Source organism: Marinobacter salinus (assembly GCF_001854125.1).
Taxonomy (GTDB): domain Bacteria; phylum Pseudomonadota; class Gammaproteobacteria; order Pseudomonadales; family Oleiphilaceae; genus Marinobacter; species Marinobacter salinus.
Genome location: NZ_CP017715.1, coordinates 3,005,161 through 3,023,069 on the forward strand (window position 1 = coordinate 3,005,161; position 17,909 = coordinate 3,023,069).

Consider the following 17,909-nt stretch of genomic DNA (forward strand, 5'->3'; position numbering starts at 1 on the left):
GAGCTCAGATCCACTTGCAGCGGGCCAGGGTGTAATAAAGCAACGGCACCACCAGAATCGTCAGCAAAGTAGACATGGCAAGCCCGAAGATCAGCGAAATCGCAAGGCCGTTGAAGATGGGGTCGTTCAGAATGAAGTAAGCACCCACCATCGCCGAAATGGCAGTCAGGGCAATAGGCTTGATACGTACCGCCCCTGCAAGCACTACGGCCTCATCCAGCTCTACACCCTCGTCCAGCAATTGCCGTATAAAAACCACCAACAGAATGGAGTTACGCACGATAATTCCCGCCAGGGCGATCATGCCTATCATGCTGGTCGCGGTAAATTCCCTGCCTAGCAGGGCGTGGCCGGGCATAATACCAATCAGTGTCAGCGGAATTGGCGCCATGATCACCAACGGCAGCAGGTATGAGCGGAACTGGGCTACCAGCAGCACAAAGATCATAAACACGCCGACACTGTAGGCAGCCCCCATGTCCCGGAAGGTTTCATAGGTGATTTTCCACTCACCGTCCCACTTCAGGGTGCCTGCTTCCGGCAGCACCGGCTGGTTGATAAAAAACTGCTCAGGGCCGCCATCCATTTGCTCCAGGTCATCCACCATCCGGAACATTCCATAAAGCGGAGAGTCGATATCGCCAGCCATATCCGCTGTCACGTAAGTCACCGGCAGCAAATCCTTGTGGTAGACAGCACCCATCCAGTCAGCTTCACGTACATCGGCAATACTGGCAAGAGGCACGAGGTTTCCATTGCGGCTGCGAACCGGAATGGACATCAGCACTGGGGGCTGAGCTTTATCACCTTCACCCAGGATAACCCGGATAGGCACGGGATACTTGGCGTGCTCATCGTGCAAAAAGCTGACGTTGCTACCCCCCAAAGCCGTCTGCAATGCCGCCACAACCTGCCCCTGCGACACGCCCATGCGGGCCGCTCTAGCGCGGTCCACCACGACTTCCCATTGCCGCGTGGGCGCCTCAAGCGTGGTGTCGATATCCACCAGGCCTTCCACCTGCGTCATGCCCTGCGCAACACGGCGGGCAAGGCCCGCACGACGCTCTTCGTTTACCGCGTAGATCTCGGCCACCACCGGCGACAACACCGGAGGCCCCGGTGGCACCTCGACAATTTTCACCTCGGCGTCGTAACGATCCCCGATAGCAGTGAGAGGGCCCCTCAGTGCCTGGCCAATGGCGTGGGATTGCCGGATCCGGTGCTCCTCTCCGGTAAGGTTGATCTGGATATCGCCCTGGTAGGGCGCGCTGCGCAGATAGTACTGCCGGACCAGGCCATTAAAATTGATTGGTGATGCGGTGCCGGCGTAGGTCTGCCAGTTGGCTACCTCATCCACGGTCTCCAGATACTCCCCCATTTCCATCAGCACCCGCTGGGTCTGTTCCATCGGGGTTCGCTCCGGCAGATCGACCACCACCTGCAATTCCGATTTGTTGTCGAACGGCAGCATCTTCAGAATCACTGCCAGGAACACCGGCAATGAGGCGGCTGCAACAGCCAAAGAGACGACGCCCAGGCCGAGCAAACGCCGGCGCCACGGGTGTTCACCCAGAAACGGCGTGAGTAATGTCCGGAAGATCTTCAGGGAAAGAGGGCTGACGCCATCAGCAGAACTGGAGGCACCCTCCGCTTCTGCCGCCGCCTCACCCTTCCTGTGCTTCAGCAACCGGAACGCCAGCCAGGGCGCCACCACAAAGGCAACAATCTGGGATAAAACCATCCCCGCCGACGCATTGATGGGAATGGGGCTCATATAAGGCCCCATCAGGCCACTGACAAACGCCATGGGGATAAGCGCCGCCATGATAGTCAGGCTGGCCATGATGGTCGGCGTGCCCACCTCGTCCACGGCTACCGGAATGATGTCCTTCACCGGGTCGCGGGAGTTCTGGATACGGCGATTGATATTCTCGGTAATCACAATGCCGTCGTCCACCAGAATACCGATGGAGAAGATCAACGCGAACAACGACACCCGGTTAAGAGTGAAACCCCAAGCCCAGGAAAACACCAGCGTCAGCAACAGGGTAATGAGTACAGCAACACCAACGATCAGGGCCTGTCGCCAACCCATGGCTGCCAGCACCAGGAGCACCACGCAGACAGTCGCGGAAACCAGGTCGCTAATCAGCTTCTGGGCTTTCCGGGACGCGGTATCGCCATAGTCCCGGGTAACAAGGACCTCGATACCCACCGGCAAAGCGCGGTTTCGCAGTTTAGCCAGGCGCTCCTCAATGGCGGTGGTTATGTCGACGGCGTTTTCGCCGGGCTTCTTGGCGATGGCGAGGGTTACCGCCGGATAAACATCGCCCGGTTCACCTGCAATGCCTCCGGGGTGGGCGGGGCCGAAACCCGTCATCACGCTCTGGTCCGCAACGGTTCCACCGCGGGTGACATCCGCCACATCTTCCAGATGGACCGCAGCACCATTGTGCATACCCACCACCAGACCGCGGACATCCTCCACCGTTTCCAGCAGTGTTCCGGCCTGCACGGGGATCGACAGATTGTCCCGCGTCACCCTGGATTCCTGGGTGCTGGCATTCGCCGCCTGCAACGCGTAGCCAAGGTCGTTGACGGTCAGGTTGAAGCCGGACAGCAGAGCGGGGTCGAAGTGGATATCCACCCGGTCGGGAATACCGCCGACCGTATAAACATCACGGGTGCCCGGCACCCGTTTCAGCGCCACCTCCAGCATATGGGCGAGGCGGGTAAGCTCCTCACCGGTATGGCCGCTGGCGGGATCAAACAGGGTCAGGGTCATGACCGGTACATCATCAATGCCTTTGGGCTTGATGACCGGTTGTGTAGCACCCAGTTCCGGCGGCAGCCAGTCCTGATTGGAGTACACCTGATTGTATAGCCTTACCAGGGCTTCCTGCCGGGGTACACCAACTTCGAACTGGACGGTGATCAATGCCTGCCCCTGGCGAGAGACGGAGTAGACATGCTCCACGCCTGTGATCTCGCTCATCACCTGCTCCGCAGGGGTGGCTATCACGCTTTCCACTTCCCGGGTGCTGGCCCCCGGGAAGGCCACCATGATATCCGCCATGGTGACATCAATCTGGGGCTCTTCTTCTTTCGGTGTAATGATGACAACGAGCACCCCGAGCAGAATCGAAAGTACCGCCAGCAAAGGGGTCAGCCGATTATCCTGGAAAACGCGTGCTATGGCTCCGGATGGTCCAACAGGAGGCAGCTTGCCCATCACTCCTGTTCCCCTTTGACTGGCTCCGCAGCACCTGAAAGGTTTAGCCGTTCACTGCCAACCAGCAACGACGGATCGATCACGACCCGCTCGCCTTCACTGAGGCCGGCGAGAATTTCAATACGGCCATTGTCCCGGACGCCGGTACGCACCTGGCGCAATCGGGGCCGGTTCTGATCATTGAGAACAAACACCGCGCGCACCTCACTCCGGTGTAGCAAACTGCTGAACGGTACCCAAAGTGTTGCCCGGCTGCCGACTGGAACAGCAACCTTGACCAGCATACCGGGATACAGGGACCCATTGGGTTCACTGAGCCGCATGCGCAGGCGGAAGGTGTGGGTTTCAGGGTCAGCGTAGGGGTAAAAGGTCATTGAGCCGGTTTCCAGAACCCTGCCATCGGCCAGGGTGACCCTGGCCTGACGTTCGGAGCGGGCCAGATCGGCGTATTTCTGTGGCAAATCCACCACCACCCGCAACTGCTCCAGGGACAAGCCACTAAGCAACGGCTGGCCGGGGTTCACCGCCTCACCTAACTCCACATGGCGCTCAGTCAGTATCCCCCCATAGGGTGCAACGATCCGCGTGTAACCCAGCTGCTCCTCCGCTTCGGCTAGGGCGGCTCCCGCTCGCTCCATCCGAGCCCTGGCCGCCGCCAGGTTGTTTCGGGCCTGATCAAACTCCTGCCGCGACACCAGGCCGCGCTCGTGAACCGCCTCAATCCGGGCATACCGCTGCTGGGCATCGGCCAGGGCTGCCTGCGCCTCTTCCCGCCCGGCCCTGGCCTGATTAACCCGCGCACGCTGTTCGCTGTCCTCCAGCTGCACAATGAGGTCACCGGCGGCCACGGAATCATCCACATCAAACGGCAGTTTCTGGACCGTACCACTGGTCTGAGCGGACACCGTGCTCTGCTGGACAGCCTCTATAACACCATCAAGATGCAGGCTCTCCGCGAACGCCCCCCGCTCCACGGGAACGGACGCCGGAAATTCCCCCGGTGAAGGCTGGGCCTGGGCGATTGAGGACAGAAAACAGAGCAACGCCGGAAAAAGAGAGCGAGCGAGAGAAATTCTTGCCATTGCACAGTCAACTCTGGTTATTTGCTAATAAATGAAGGTTATCAGCAAGTCCGACTCAAGTACCAGGCATAACCCGCGTGCCCGCAGTACCATCAAGAATGGCAAGCGCATCGGATAGCCGACCAATACCGCTTACCCCTCCGGATTCCGAAAAATCACAGGCAGCCGACAGCTTGGGGCCCATTGAGCCCGCCGGCATATCCAGCCCCCTGCCTTCCGCCACTGTGAGGGTGCTGACAGGGGTTTGTTTATCAGTGCCAAACCCCCGAAAAACCGACTCGACATCGGTCAGAAGGAGGAGTGCATCGGCACCCAGCTGGCTGGCAAGCAGCGCGCTGGCGGCATCCTTGTCGATCACCGCCTCAACACCAATCATGCCGCCGTCCTCACGTCGCAGAACGGGAATACCACCCCCCCCTGTGCAGACAACAATAACGTTTTGAGCCAGCAGCAACTGCAGGACCCGGAGGTCCGGGATATCCAGTGGCTTTGGTGACGGAACCACCCGTCGCCATTTGTCACCATCCTGGGCGATCCGCCAGCCTGCTGCCGCGGCCCGGGATTCGGCCTCGGCCTGATCATAAACAGGGCCCACAAACTTGGTCGGGTGGCTGAACGCCGGATCGGCTGGATCTACCACCACCTGTGTCAGCAATGTTGCCACTGGCCGGTCATGCCCGAGTTCATTTTCAAGCTCCTGCTCAATCATGTAACCGATCATTCCTTCGGTCTCGGCACCGAGGACGTCCAGAGGATACGCCTCGTCCGGCTTGTAGGCTGCGCCCTGAAGCGCCAGCAGCCCCACCTGGGGACCATTACCGTGGGTGACCACCAGCTTATGTCCCGCACGCACAATTTTGGCCAGCGACTTTGCAGCAACCTTCACGTTGCTGCGCTGCGCGCTGGCCGTCAGCGGCTCACCACGTTTCAACAGGGCGTTACCGCCCAAAGCAGCCACCACTAACATGTCAGGCTCCCAGTGTGGCGACGAGAACCGCCTTAATGGTATGCATGCGATTTTCCGCCTGATCGAAGACGATCGAGGCCGGGCTTTCAAACACCTCTTCGGTCACTTCCATGGCATCAATACCGAACTCGCTCTGGATCTCCTTGCCAACGGTAGTCTCGGTGTTATGGAATGCGGGCAGACAGTGCATGAAGCGCGCGCGCGGGTTACCGGTTTTCTCCATAAGCACCGCGTTCACCTGATACGGCATCAGCAGCTTGATCCGCTCGGCCCACTTTTCCTTGGCTTCCCCCATGGAAACCCAGACATCGGTGTAAACGAAGTCAACACCCTTTACGGCCGAATCAATATCGTCGGTAATGGTGATCCGGGCGCCGGTCTCGGCAGCGATCCCATGCGCCTCGTCCTGAACCTCCTGTTTCGGCCAGCAGGCTTTGGGGGCACACAAACGAACATCCATCCCCATTTTCACGCCACCGATCAGCAGACTGTCCCCCATGTTATTGGCGGCATCGCCAAGAAAAACATAGGACACGTCATGGAGCGGCTTTTCGACATTTTCCTGCATGGTCAGGAAATCAGCGAGGATCTGGGTAGGATGAAATTCATTGGTAAGGCCGTTATAGACCGGCACGCCGGCGTATTGCGCCAACTCTTCCACCACCGCCTGGCCGAAGCCGCGGTACTCGATGGCATCGTAGACCCGGCCCAGAACCCTGGCGGTATCCTTGACCGATTCCTTGTGGCCAATGTGGGTGCCGGTCGGCCCAAGATAGGTAACCCGGGCACCCTGGTCGAACGCAGCCACCTCAAAACCGACCCGGGTGCGAGTGGAGTTTTTCTCAAAGATCAGAGCGATATCCTTGCCCTGAAGTTTCGGCACCTCGGTACCGGCATATTTCGCCGTTTTCAGGTCTGCCGCCAGTTTGAGCAAAAAACCGATTTCGCGCGGAGTGTAATCACGCAGCGTCAGGAAATGCCGGTTTTTCAGATTAAAAGCCATAACGGTTGTCCTTTCCGGTTAAACAGGGTCGCGCATCGTCGGGCAGCTCATACAGCGGCCACCGCCGCGGCCACGCCCAAGCTCTGCCCCCGGTATCGAGAGCACCTCGATACCTGCGGCCTCCAGGGCGGCGTTGGTATCGTCATTACGGTCATAGCCGATAACCACACCGGGGCTCAGCGCCAGCACATTGTTGCCATCGTTCCACTGCTCCCGCTCACGCTCGGCCGGGCTATCGCCCCCGGTCGGCACGATCTCCAGGTTCTGATAGCCCAGCACATCGGCCACGACCTCGAACAACGGGCGAGGGTCCTGGTGGAAGGCGAGGTTTTTCTTGCCTTCTCCCGGGCGCAGGTCGTAGCAGACCATTTCATCCGCCACCTCTTTGAAGGTTGTGACCACATTACCGCCACAGAAAGTGAACACCGTGTCCAGGTGCATCGCGGAGCGGGTCTTGGGAATCTGGCAGGCAACCACCCGCTCGGCCGTACCGCTGTCAAACAGGGCTTTCGCCAGCTGACCAATGGCCTGGGGAGACGAGCGCTCGCCCATGCCCACCAGCACGGCGCCATTACCCACCGGCATCACATCCCCGCCTTCCAGCGTGGCCAGGCCATGATCCTGCAGTGGGTCGCCCCAGTGGACGTTGACCTTGCCGGCAAACTTGGGATGGAACTTGTAAATACCGGCCATCAACAGCGTCTCCGGCTTGCGCGCCGGCCAGTACATGGGGTTGAGGGTGACCCCTCCGTAAATCCAGGCACTGTTGTCCCGGGTGAACAGGAAGTTGGGCAACGGCGGCAACACGAAGCCATACCGCCCCAGGTGATTACCAAACAGCCCAACCGGGTCGAACGGCAGATCGCCCACTTCCAGGCCACCGATCAGAAATTCTGCCAGCTTCGCACCCGGCAGCTGGTCCATCCAGGCGCGCAGATCAGAGACCATACCAACGCCGATCTGGTTCCAGTTGATCCGGTTATCCAGGATCCAGGCTCTGCCTTCGGCAATGTCCAGCGTCTCTGCAAGCAACTCGTTAACGTCCAGCACTTCGACGCCCCTGGCGCGCATGAGGCCGGAAAACACGTCGTGGTCTTTCTGTGCCTGCTTGACCCAGAACACGTCATCAAACAGCAGCGCATCGCAGTTGGACGGCGTCAGTCGTCGATGGGCGAGGCCAGGGCGACAAACAATGACCTGCCGCAGTGTGCCGGTTTCGGAATGAACACCGAGTGTCGGTTCAGACATGGCAAGCTCCTTTTTACCAAGGCATCAGAGAAAGGTACCGATACTGATGGCCAGACTTATGAACACCGTCAGAATCAGCAACAACGGCCAGATAAAGGCAATCCACCGATCGTAGGATACCCGTCCGATCGCCAGACCACCGACGACCACTGCAAAGGTCGGGTTGATCAGGTTAACCAGGCCATTGGCGGACTGATAGGCGGTGACCACCAGGTCCCGCCCGACATTGGCAAAGTCGGCCAGCGGCGCCAGGATGGGCATCGAAAGCACCGCCAGTCCGGAAGACGAGGGCACGAAGAAACTCATCCCCACTTCAATCCAGAACATCAGGTTGATAAACGCCAGCTGGGGCAGACCGCCGAGAGAGGTTTCCGCGCTGTGGAGAATCGTGTCGGCGATCATGCCCTGATCCATGATCACCACGATGCCACGGGCCAGGCCGACCACCAGAGCAACACCCAACAGGTCTCTGGCGCCATCGACGAAACTGCCCGTGAGCTTTTTTTCGCCCAGGCGGGCAATCAGTCCGATAACAATGGCGGCACCAAAGAACAGAGCCCCCATGCGCGCCATCCACCAACCCTGGGAGGACACGCCCCAGATCATGACGGCGAAGGTCAGAGCGAAAATAATCAGTGCAATGATCTGGGTGGTATTGAGCGTGGCGTCTCCGAGCCCCTCTTCATGCCCCCGCAGGAACAACTTCCGGTGCGCATCCCACTGCTTTGCCACAACCGACCGCGAATTATCCTGTTTGACCCTTTGGGCGTACCGCATAACGTAGGCTGCGCAAATAATCAATCCACCAACCAGAATCACAAATCGCAATACAATGCCGTCCGTAAAGGGAATATTCGCGGCGTTGGCCGCAATCACTGTGGCAAACGGGTTTATGGTCGAACCAAGAACGCCGATGCCGGCACCAATCAGAATGATGGCAACCCCGGTAACGGCATCGTAGCCGGCGGCGATCATTACCGGGATGAGAATCGCGTAAAACGCAAGTGTCTCCTCGGCCATGCCATAGGTCGTGCCGCCGATGGCAAACAACGTCATCAGAATCGGGATCATCCATATTTCATGGCCTTCAAGATGTCGCATGGCACTGCGAATGCCGGTATCAATGGCACCCGTCGCGTTCATGACACCCAGGAAACCGCCCAGAAACAGCACGAACAATGCCACGTCAATGGCGTTGGCTACATAGCTGTCAGGGTCGTAGAAACCCGCCGTTGGCGCCAGCATTACGTCGACAAAGCCTTGTGGGTTCGGGTCCACGGTTTGATAGGTCCCGGGCACGGCAACTTCGCGTCCGACCTCTTCATTCATGGCCCGGTCATACTGTCCGGCGGGAATGATCCAGGTCAGCGCAGCGACCAGAATGATCAGGAAAAAGAGAATGGTGTAGGCAGTCGGGAATCGCGAAGCGAGATCTTGTTCCGAGCCTTCAGGGGGAATTTGGTCGTCGGTCACAGTTAAGCTCCTGTCCTTGGCATCACAGTTCAGTCCGGATAAAGAGTCCAGACCCTATCAACCCATCATCTGGCGCAAAACGTGCACCTGATTGAATTCAGCATAGATCCTCAGGCTGGGAATGAGGTTGATCAAGGACAAATTTTGTACTGACGAGAGGAGATTCACAAAAAAGCCCCGGGTGACAGAGCAGGGTCCACCCGGGGCAAGAGTTACCCGCCGGCTATGAGAAGCGGGCAACCGCCACTTCGACCATCACCATCGAGCCGTCAGTGCGGCCCGCAGGGTGCGGCCAGGCTCATTTACCCGGACAGCCTCGGGACTGAAAGGGTCTGTATTGGCACGACTGACGTGCGGCGCCCAGGTGTTATCAAACAGGTTATCCACCGCCCAGGACAGCGTGAGGTACTCCACAAGCGGGTGACTCCCCGTGAGATTCAGCACGCCATAACCCGGCGAGGTGCCCGCATCCAGGCCGGACTCCAGGTCCACCCTGTCCTGCCGCCGGGCAACCTGCCACTCCAGCTCAAGCTGGTGCCCCATCTTCTGCCAACCCAGAGTCTGGATGAACTGAACCGGAGGAATCTGGGGCAGCGCTTTGTCATCGTCACGGTTTTCACCACGGACCGCTGCCAGCTTGCTGGCGGTGCTCCAGGTTCCGTTACTCCAGCCGAGTTCCCCTTCCAGGCCGAGCAGACGAGCGTCGATATTGCGGTAAACACTGACCTGGTCCGCATTGCGGGTCCGCAATACGAAATCGTCCACCTGATCAATCCAGACCGCAGGGCGCCAGTGCCAGCCATCGCTCCGGCCCGGCAAGGCAAGTTCCAGCTTGTTGTGCTTTTCCGTCTCCAGTGCCGGGTTACCGACCCAGCGCATGGCCGGCATCATGCTCCAGCTGGCGATATAACGCTCTGTAACCCCAGGGCTGCGAACACTCCGGCTCGCGGTCACCTCCATGGACTGACGGGAAGAGAAACGCCAGTCACCGGTGACGAATCCACTGAAATTATCGTCCGTGGCTTCGGTATTGGTGGTGCCGTAAAGTGCGGTGTAAATATCGGCGGCAGACTGGGCCATCATGCCGCTGCCGAATGTCTTGTCGGACGAGCCTGCATCCATCTCCACCCGGTCATAACGAACACCGGCACCGAGTTGCAGCGACGGCATTATCCGATAGAAGCGCTCAGCAAAGAAGCCCAGTCTGTCCCGGTCCACATCCGGCCAAAGCACCGAGGTCAGCGTGTCCAGAGTGGCGCCGCCAAAGCGTTCCGCCTCCCAGTTATTGGTCTCGAAGTCTGTGCCAATGGCCCAGTTGGTCTTTGCGTCCGGGCTCTGGTCCAGCGTCAGCCGAAGCCCTCGGGTCCGGGTTTCAGACGCTGTCAGCATTTTCATCGTGGCGGGTCTCAGGCTGAAATTGTCCATGACATGATCTACGTCCGCCTGCCAGGCCAGAAGGTTCCAGTCACCGCTGGCAACCGGCGCTCCCAACTCCAACCTTAGAATATCGGTATCGGTTTTGGGTGCGTCCATCCCCGAACCGGCGTATTTCACATCGCGCTCTTCCTGACGGCTGACCAGTCCCTTGACATAGAAACCGTTATCCGCCTTCCAGGCCGCATCCACACGACCCTCCGAATTTTTGTACGCACTGCGCACTTTATTGCCGTCACCGTCTTCGTAATCATCCGCCTCGTCATAACCGCCTGCCAGTCGGATCCAGCCCCGATCACTGCCTGTGGCGATACTGCCATTGGCCAGTTTTCCATTGCCGTTGTCCGAGGCCCCCAGTGTGACGTGGCCAGTTGTTACATCGTCCTGAAAATCCGGGGCCGCCGTTGTCGCGACCACCTGGCCACCGGCGATGGGCCCCCAGCGCAGAGTCTGGTTGCTGGTGCGCACGTCCAGTACCGGGGCCAGTGCTGAGCTGAGGCGGCTGGTGGGCGGGTCCATTCGATTAGGACAGGCGCCTTCTACGCGGATACCATCAAGCAGGACATCAACCCGCTCCTGGCCCTGGCCGCGAATGACCGGATCGAGACCTCGCCCGCCCATCCGGGAAAGCGAGACAGACGGATCTGACGTCAACCGTTCCACCGGCTCCGGGGCGAGTATTTCGGACACCTCCCGGGTCGCCTGCCCTTCGGTCACCCGGATCAGCGGCAATGCCTCATCCGCCTCCTGGGCCCAGACAGACAAGGGCAGGAACAGATTTCCCGCGACATACACCAACGCCAGCCTGTTCACTAAATGCATAGCCATAACACAACATCCTGACCAATCTGAATTTGCGCCCATGATAATGTGCGGACCGTTACCGCGCCTGAGACAGAATGCCGCATCCACTTTGGAGTACATGCGCGGGTACCTGCTGCGAAAACCAGCTAGAATCCTCCCCATGAAATGGCTCACCCAATCCCAGACCGGTTTTCAACAGGCGGCCCGTTACCTCCTGGTTATGCGCCTGGCTATTGTCGCGATTGAGCTGACAGCCCTCGCTATTGCCGAAGCCGTGGTCAACCTCGCCTACCGGGCCGAAGCCCTCCTGCTATGCCTGCTTTACGGTGTGCTGGCAACGCTGGGATGGCTGTGGTTTACCCGCCGCCCGCCCAGAGCTGCCGTGACGGTCAGTGCCGGCCTTGCCCTCGACCTGCTGCTCATCGGCGCCTGGCTGTTCATGACCGGCGGCTACACCAACCCGCTTACCTCACTACTGCTGCTGCCCATCGCCACCGCCATTGTGCTTGTTCCCCTGGGCCAGGGCATCGTGCTAACCGTGATTGGCATTGCCGTCTATACCGCGCTGGTGCTTTGGCCGACGCCGGTAAACAGCGGTCATCACAATGCCAACCTGGCCCAGCTGCACCTGGTCGGTATGTGGGTAACCTTCGCTCTCACCTCCGCCATTCTCTTACTCGTTGTGGGCACTCTGGCCCGGCGCCTGCGCCAGCAACAGTCGCAACTGTCAGAAATCCGCGAAACCCGCCTGCGCGATGAACAGGTTATTGCTTTGGGGCTTTCCTCCGCCGCTATTGCTCACCGCCTGGGAACGCCACTCAACACCATGACGCTGCTGGTTGAGGAAATGCGGTCTGGCCTGAGCGATCAGCATCTGAATGAGGACCTGGACACGATGGAGCAGCAACTTCACTTGTGCAGCGGCCATTTGCAGCAGCTTTCTAACGCTGCCATTCAGGCCAGAACAGCTCAACTGGAAACCATCAGCGCAAAAGACTGGCTCTTGCGCCTTAGAGAGTCCGCAACCCTGCTCTGGCCCTCCGGCGCTATCGAGTGGCAGACTCCGCTCCCGGAATCACCGGTTGCAGTCGATGCCACACTTGATCAGGCCGTTCTGAACCTGCTGGCAAATGCACTGACCGCCAGCCCCAAATGGGTTGGCGTGAGCGCGCGGCTGGCAGCAAACGAACGTATCGAAGTGGTCGTGGAAGACGAGGGCGATGGTCTGGAGACTGCGCTCCAGGGCACACCGGGAGAACAGGTAGTGGATTCTGAACGCGGCCTGGGTGTCGGCCTGTTTCTTTCCAATGCTACCATTCAACGCCTGGGCGGCACTCTGAAGGCACAGGTGAGCCGGACCGGCACGACCATGATCATCGATTTACCACAGGCCGACACGGGAGGTGAGCGTGTCTGAAGACTCTACCTGGCTTCTGATTGACGACGATGAGGCCTTCCTGCAGATATTGCAGCGCTCTCTCGGCCGGCACGGAATTGAGGCAACGTGCGCCAGATCCCACGCCGACGCAAAAAATGCCCTCGAAACCAGAAACTACGTGCGCTGCGTGCTGGATCTGAACCTTGCCGGTGAAAGTGGTTTGCAGCTGCTGCCGGAATTACTCGCCCGCCAACCAGGCCTGGACGTTCTGGTATTGACCGGTTACGGCAGCATTGCCACCGCCGTCGAGGCCATGCGCCGCGGCGCCGTCAATTATCTCTGCAAGCCCGTCACGGTAAACCAGCTGATCGCCGGTTTTGACCCACTGGAGTCAGCACCGGACCTGCGCGCCGCTCCGCCTTCGGTCGAAGAGATGGAGTGGGAACACATTCAGCGTGTCCTGAACGAACAGGAGGGCAATGTGTCGGCCACCGCTCGTGCCCTGAACATGCATCGCCGAACGCTGCAGCGTAAGCTGCAGAAACATTCCCGTTGGCGGAACTAAGCTCAGCGCTCCACAAAAGCCAAAAAAATTGATATCCGTCAATTCACTCAGAAAAAAGAGGCATGTCATTTCATTCAAGTTCCAGTAGCATCAGCCGCCAATGCCTTCACCACCGGACTCAACGTCAGTGTTTTCTGACAACCTCACCGACCGGCTCGCCCGAGTCGCCTCAATTACCCGGAACATGGTGATCCTGCTGGATGAAGCCGGAATCATTGAATGGGTGAACCCGAGTTTTGAGGAGCATACCGGCTACCGCCTGAAAGAGGTGATCGGGCAATCACCACGGGACATTCTCTACGGGCCCGAAACCGATCCCGAAACCGTTACGCGCATCCGTCGCCAGCTGCATCTGGGCCAGACTTTTGAAGAAGATATTCTGAATTACACCCGGGCAGGCAAGCCCTATTGGGTTCAGACGTACTGCGCGCCCATTACAGAAAACGGGGACGTAGTTACCGGGTTTGTGGTTATCCAGAACAACATATCTGACCGAAAGCACGGTGAACGTAACCTTCGTATCGCCGCCAGCGTCTTCGATCGAAGCCATGAAGCCATCCTCATCACCGACCGCAACAATCAGATTCTGGACGCCAATCCGGCGTTTTCGACGATTACCGGCTACAGTCGCGATGAAGTTCTGGGCCTGACGCCCGCTATCCTGAGCTCGGGCCGCCATTCGCCCGAGTACTATCGATCCATGTGGCACAGCATAGAAAAAACCGATCACTGGCGAGGCGAAATCTGGAACCGGCGCAAAAGTGGCGAAGAGTATATCGAACTTCTGGCCATCAGCCGGGTGCATCTGGAGGAGCCAGGGCAGTTCTATCATGTGGCAGCGTTCTCCGACATCACCGCGCTGAAAAACCACGCAAAGGAGCTGGACCGGGCTGCCAACTATGATGAGCTCACCGGTCTTCCGAACCGCCAGTTGCTGGAAGAGCGCGTGAACACGGCCCGTTCCCATGCCGACCGACACCAGCGGGCGTTATCGGTGTGCTACCTGGATCTGGACAACTTCAAGAATCTTAACGATCGCTTCGGCCATGCCCTCGGCAACCAGGCACTTAAGACACTGGCGAAAAGATTGTCCCGCGCACTTCGCAGCGGCGATACCGTCGCCCGGATTGGTGGCGATGAATTCATACTCCTGCTCCAGAATGACAATCACGAAGAGGTCTACCAACGCGTTCTCGCGACAATCAACGAGCCTTTGATGATGGGCGAAGATACCCTGACCCTCACGGCCAGTCTTGGCATCACCCACTATCCGGAGGACAACGCGGATACCGAGGGGCTGATCCGGCATGCCAACCAGGCGATGTACTCCGCCAAGGAAAAGGGCCGCAATCAGTTTCACTTTTTCGACCCGGGCCTCGATGAAGATCGCCGAAAACGTCGCGACCAGTTGGCGGAGATTAGCCGGGCTCTGGAGAACGATGAGTTTATGCTCTTCTTCCAGCCTCAGATTCAGATTTCCGATTGCCAACTGGTGGGCTTTGAGGCCTTGATCCGCTGGAATCACCCGGCCAGGGGCATTCTGGCCCCTGGGCAATTCCTGCCCGCCGTGGAAAACAGCCATCTCGAAGTACCACTCGGCCAGTGGGTGCTGAAGGAGGCCATCCACCAGATGAACGCCTGGAAAGAGGCCGGAGAAACGCTGGCGGTGAGCATCAACGTGAGTGCCCAGCAATTAATGGATCGCAGGTTTGCAGATTATCTGGAAAGCTATCTGTCCAGTCACCCGGATCTGAACCCGGCGCTCATTACCCTGGAAGTACTGGAATCCACGGCGCTGGAAGATACCAAGCGAGCCAGTAACGTACTGGCCCGCTGCCGCGCACTTGGCATACAGGTAGCGCTGGATGACTTCGGCACCGGCTTTTCCTCACTGACCTACCTGCGCACTCTGCCAGTGGACACCATCAAGATCGATCAGAGCTTCATACTGAACATGCTTGAAGACGTTAACGATAGAGCCATCGTCGAGAGCGTTATATTCCTTGCCCAGCGCTTCCAGCGACCCGCGCTTGCCGAAGGTGTTGAAACCATGGCACATGCCAAAGCCCTTCGGGATATGGGGTGCCATTTTGCCCAGGGTTACGGCATTGCCCGCCCGATGCCGGCAACGCAGGTACTGGCGTGGGCTTCGCAATGGCAGAAAAAAAGATTGGCGGGTGCAAACACTGACCTGCTCGAGCCACTGATCGCTGGCAGCAAAGGCATCTGACCGGGCCGACCATCAGCGATAGCGTCGCTGGTCAAGGGTGGTCAGCCGGTCGGGATGAAACACCATCAGGCCGGTCACGAACGTACCGTTCACAAAACCTTCCGGAATCATGAACAGGGGGAGGTAACGGAAATACTCGTGGATCAAGGTCTGAAATTCATAGACGCCACTTGTCCAGAGCATCAGACACATGACGCTGCCGGCCACCGCCACCGAAATGCCGGCTCCGAAGAAACCGCAGAAAAAGATATAGGCGAAGAAGTTCCGGAAGTTCTGCCGCCGCTCCCAGAGCATGATGCCGTGGCTGACCAGGGCCGGCACCATGACCGTGACCAGCCCATTTGCAGCAAACATCAGCAGCGGTTCCCGGCCGGTGATCACGGTAATGAGGAGGGCCAGAAAACCGGACAGAACCGCGAGGGCCCAACCCAGCATCAGGGTTATGACGGTAATCCCGAACACATGAATGGACAGTCCGGGCGAAATCCCGGCCCGCAATTGCCAGAGAAAGCCCAGCACCACTGCCGCACCGAAAAACGTATGCTGCAACGCGTTATCCTGGCGCAGTGCCTGCCAGTCAATCGAGCGCAGGGCCCACGCCAGGATCACCACGAACAGGAGGAGGGTAATGACCCACTGACTGGTCGATAGCAGGTTATCGGTCATGCCCATGATGAAATCACCGCCGAATCAGAAACCGGAAAGATCACCATGATACGAGCCAACCCCACCCATGGAGCAAGCGGGGGCGTTGATCAGGCCGTTTCTTTCAGTGATCGTACCTGTCCAATCAGCATTTGCCAGGCCTCAAAAGTACTGAGAAAAACCCTGCCGGTCAGATGGGCAAGCAGCTCTGTACCCTTCAGACGGTCCATCACAGGTCCCTTTACTTCAGAAAGGTGCAGGTTCACGCCGGCATCCCTGAGACGTTCGTTAATGGCTTCGAGGCTTTCCAGGGCTGAAGCATCCACCAGGTTAACCGCCGGGCACACCAGCACCAGATCCTTCAGCTCCGGTTCTCCGGTAACCAGATCCATTACCGTTTCTTCCAGAAACCGGGCATTGGCGAAATACAGACTTTCATCCACCCGAAGGAAGGTAACTTTCGGGCACAATTCCACATCGTGACGAAGTACATTGCGGAAATGCTCGGTGCCTGGCACCCGACCAACCACCGCGAAGTGGGGACGGCTGGTTCGGAACAGGAACAGGCCAATGGACAAAGTCACACCAGAGATAATGCCCGCCTCTACGCTATGGCCCAGAGTCAGCACAATGGTCGCTAGCATGGCACCGAAGTCGGTCCGGGAATATCGCCAGGTGCGCGCCAATGCCGGCAGGTCAATCAAGGTGATGACCGCCACGATGATGGTGGCCGCCAGCGTCGCCTTGGGCAAATAGGCGATGGCCGGTGTCAGAAACAGCGTGGCAAGGGCAATGCCCACCGCTGTGTAGGCACCGGCTGCCGGTGTTTCCGCGCCAGCATCGAAGTTGACCACAGAGCGCGAGAAACCACCGGTGACTGGCATGCCACCGGACAGGCCGGCGCCAAGATTAGCGGTACCCAGTCCAATCAGTTCCTGATCCGGGTCGATACGTTGACGCCGTTTCGCCGCCAGCGTCTGCCCCACCGACACGGATTCCACGAAGCCAACCACACTGATCAAAAGAGCGCTTACCGCCAGCTGTTGCCACAGTTGCCAGTCCATACTTGGCAGCGTCAACTCGGGCAAACCAGATGGCACCTGGCCGACCAGTTTCACCCCACTCTCGCCAAGATGCAGCTGCCAGGCCACCAGAGTGGTTACCAACACAGCCAGGATCGGTGCCGTCTTGGTCAGAATGTCAGCCATACGGCCAGGCACACCAAGTCCGGACAAAATCGGCCTCAGGCGTTTTCGGGCAAACAAGAGAAATAGCAGGGCACCGATGCCGATAGCCAGAGTAGGGAGATTGGTATTGCCAATCGACAACACCAGGGACTCAATGATTTCCCAAAGGTTATGGCCCGAGGCCTCGACACCAAATATGTGCTTGAGCTGGCTGGCAGCGATGACAATCCCCGACGCGGTAATAAAGCCGGAGATCACCGGATGGCTGAGGAAGTTCGCCAGAAAGCCAAGCCGAAGCAGCCCCATGGCTGTGAGCATCAGCCCAGACATGATCGCCAGCAGAATCGCGCCGGCGACATATTCCGGCGTCCCGGAAGCGGCCAGCGGTGCCAGCGCCGCTGCCGTCATCAACGACGCAACAGCTACCGGACCAACAGAGAGCGTGCGACTGGTGCCGAAAACGGCGTAAACCACCAGCGGCAAGATACTGGCGTACAGTCCCACCTGGGCCGGCAGCCCGGCAAGCAGTGCATAGGCCAGGGACTGGGGAATCAGCATCACCGTGACGATGATCGCAGCCACCAGGTCACTGGTGGCCTGACCACGGCCATAGGCTGGCAGCCAGTTCAGAATCGGCAGGTAGCGTTGCAGGTTCATGGGC

Annotated in this window: 12 protein-coding genes; 3 read left to right on the top strand and 9 right to left on the bottom strand. The window is 58.8% G+C overall.

All coding sequences use genetic code 11. The annotated features are described in order from the left end of the window. Positions 1–4: 4 nt before the first annotated feature. From BKP64_RS14035 to BKP64_RS14065, 7 genes are all read right to left on the bottom strand, one after another. Positions 5–3,235, bottom strand: a complete 3,231-nt coding sequence (locus tag BKP64_RS14035) for an efflux RND transporter permease subunit (protein ID WP_099092560.1) — start codon at positions 3,233–3,235, stop codon at positions 5–7. After that, positions 3,232–4,314, bottom strand: coding sequence for an efflux RND transporter periplasmic adaptor subunit (locus BKP64_RS14040; protein WP_083329224.1), 1,083 nt, complete (start codon positions 4,312–4,314; stop codon positions 3,232–3,234). The genes BKP64_RS14035 and BKP64_RS14040 overlap by 4 nt, the downstream gene beginning before the upstream one ends. A 55-nt stretch (positions 4,315–4,369) precedes the next feature. Then, complete coding sequence (gene arcC, locus BKP64_RS14045; RefSeq protein ID WP_070971341.1) at positions 4,370–5,281, bottom strand: carbamate kinase; 912 nt, start codon at positions 5,279–5,281, stop codon at positions 4,370–4,372. Between the two features lies 1 nt (position 5,282). Further along, positions 5,283–6,284 (bottom strand): ornithine carbamoyltransferase, encoded by a 1,002-nt coding sequence (locus BKP64_RS14050; RefSeq protein WP_070971344.1) that lies wholly within the window; start codon positions 6,282–6,284, stop codon positions 5,283–5,285. Positions 6,285–6,302: 18 nt separating this feature from the next. Then, a complete protein-coding gene (locus tag BKP64_RS14055) occupies positions 6,303–7,532 on the bottom strand; it encodes an arginine deiminase (protein ID WP_070971345.1) in 1,230 nt (409 codons plus the stop codon). 24 nt (positions 7,533–7,556) lie between these two features. Continuing rightward, positions 7,557–9,005: a YfcC family protein gene (locus BKP64_RS14060; protein WP_070971348.1), complete on the bottom strand. Its 1,449-nt coding sequence runs from the start codon at positions 9,003–9,005 to the stop codon at positions 7,557–7,559. A gap of 255 nt (positions 9,006–9,260) precedes the next feature. Then, the gene (locus BKP64_RS14065; RefSeq protein WP_227515404.1) at positions 9,261–11,267 is read right to left on the bottom strand and encodes a TonB-dependent receptor domain-containing protein; all 2,007 of its coding nucleotides are present in this window, start codon (positions 11,265–11,267) and stop codon (positions 9,261–9,263) included. A gap of 136 nt (positions 11,268–11,403) precedes the next feature. Between BKP64_RS14065 and BKP64_RS14070 the strand changes: the two genes are divergently transcribed. From BKP64_RS14070 to BKP64_RS14080, 3 genes are all read left to right on the top strand, one after another. Next, positions 11,404–12,660: a sensor histidine kinase gene (locus tag BKP64_RS14070; protein WP_070971351.1), complete on the top strand. Its 1,257-nt coding sequence runs from the start codon at positions 11,404–11,406 to the stop codon at positions 12,658–12,660. Further along, the gene (locus BKP64_RS14075; RefSeq protein WP_070971355.1) at positions 12,653–13,186 is read left to right on the top strand and encodes a response regulator transcription factor; all 534 of its coding nucleotides are present in this window, start codon (positions 12,653–12,655) and stop codon (positions 13,184–13,186) included. Before BKP64_RS14070 ends, BKP64_RS14075 begins: the two co-directional genes overlap by 8 nt. Positions 13,187–13,313: 127 nt before the next feature. Next, positions 13,314–15,416 carry an EAL domain-containing protein gene (locus tag BKP64_RS14080; protein WP_227515405.1) on the top strand — a complete coding sequence of 701 codons (2,103 nt, stop codon included), beginning with the start codon at positions 13,314–13,316 and terminating at the stop codon, positions 15,414–15,416. A 12-nt stretch (positions 15,417–15,428) separates the two neighbouring features. Here BKP64_RS14080 and BKP64_RS14085 read toward each other — a convergent pair whose 3' ends face one another. Continuing rightward, positions 15,429–16,088 (bottom strand): energy-coupling factor ABC transporter permease, encoded by a 660-nt coding sequence (locus tag BKP64_RS14085; RefSeq protein ID WP_070971361.1) that lies wholly within the window; start codon positions 16,086–16,088, stop codon positions 15,429–15,431. Positions 16,089–16,171: 83 nt separating this feature from the next. Then, complete coding sequence (locus tag BKP64_RS14090; protein WP_070971364.1) at positions 16,172–17,905, bottom strand: SulP family inorganic anion transporter; 1,734 nt, start codon at positions 17,903–17,905, stop codon at positions 16,172–16,174. Positions 17,906–17,909 lie beyond the last annotated feature (4 nt).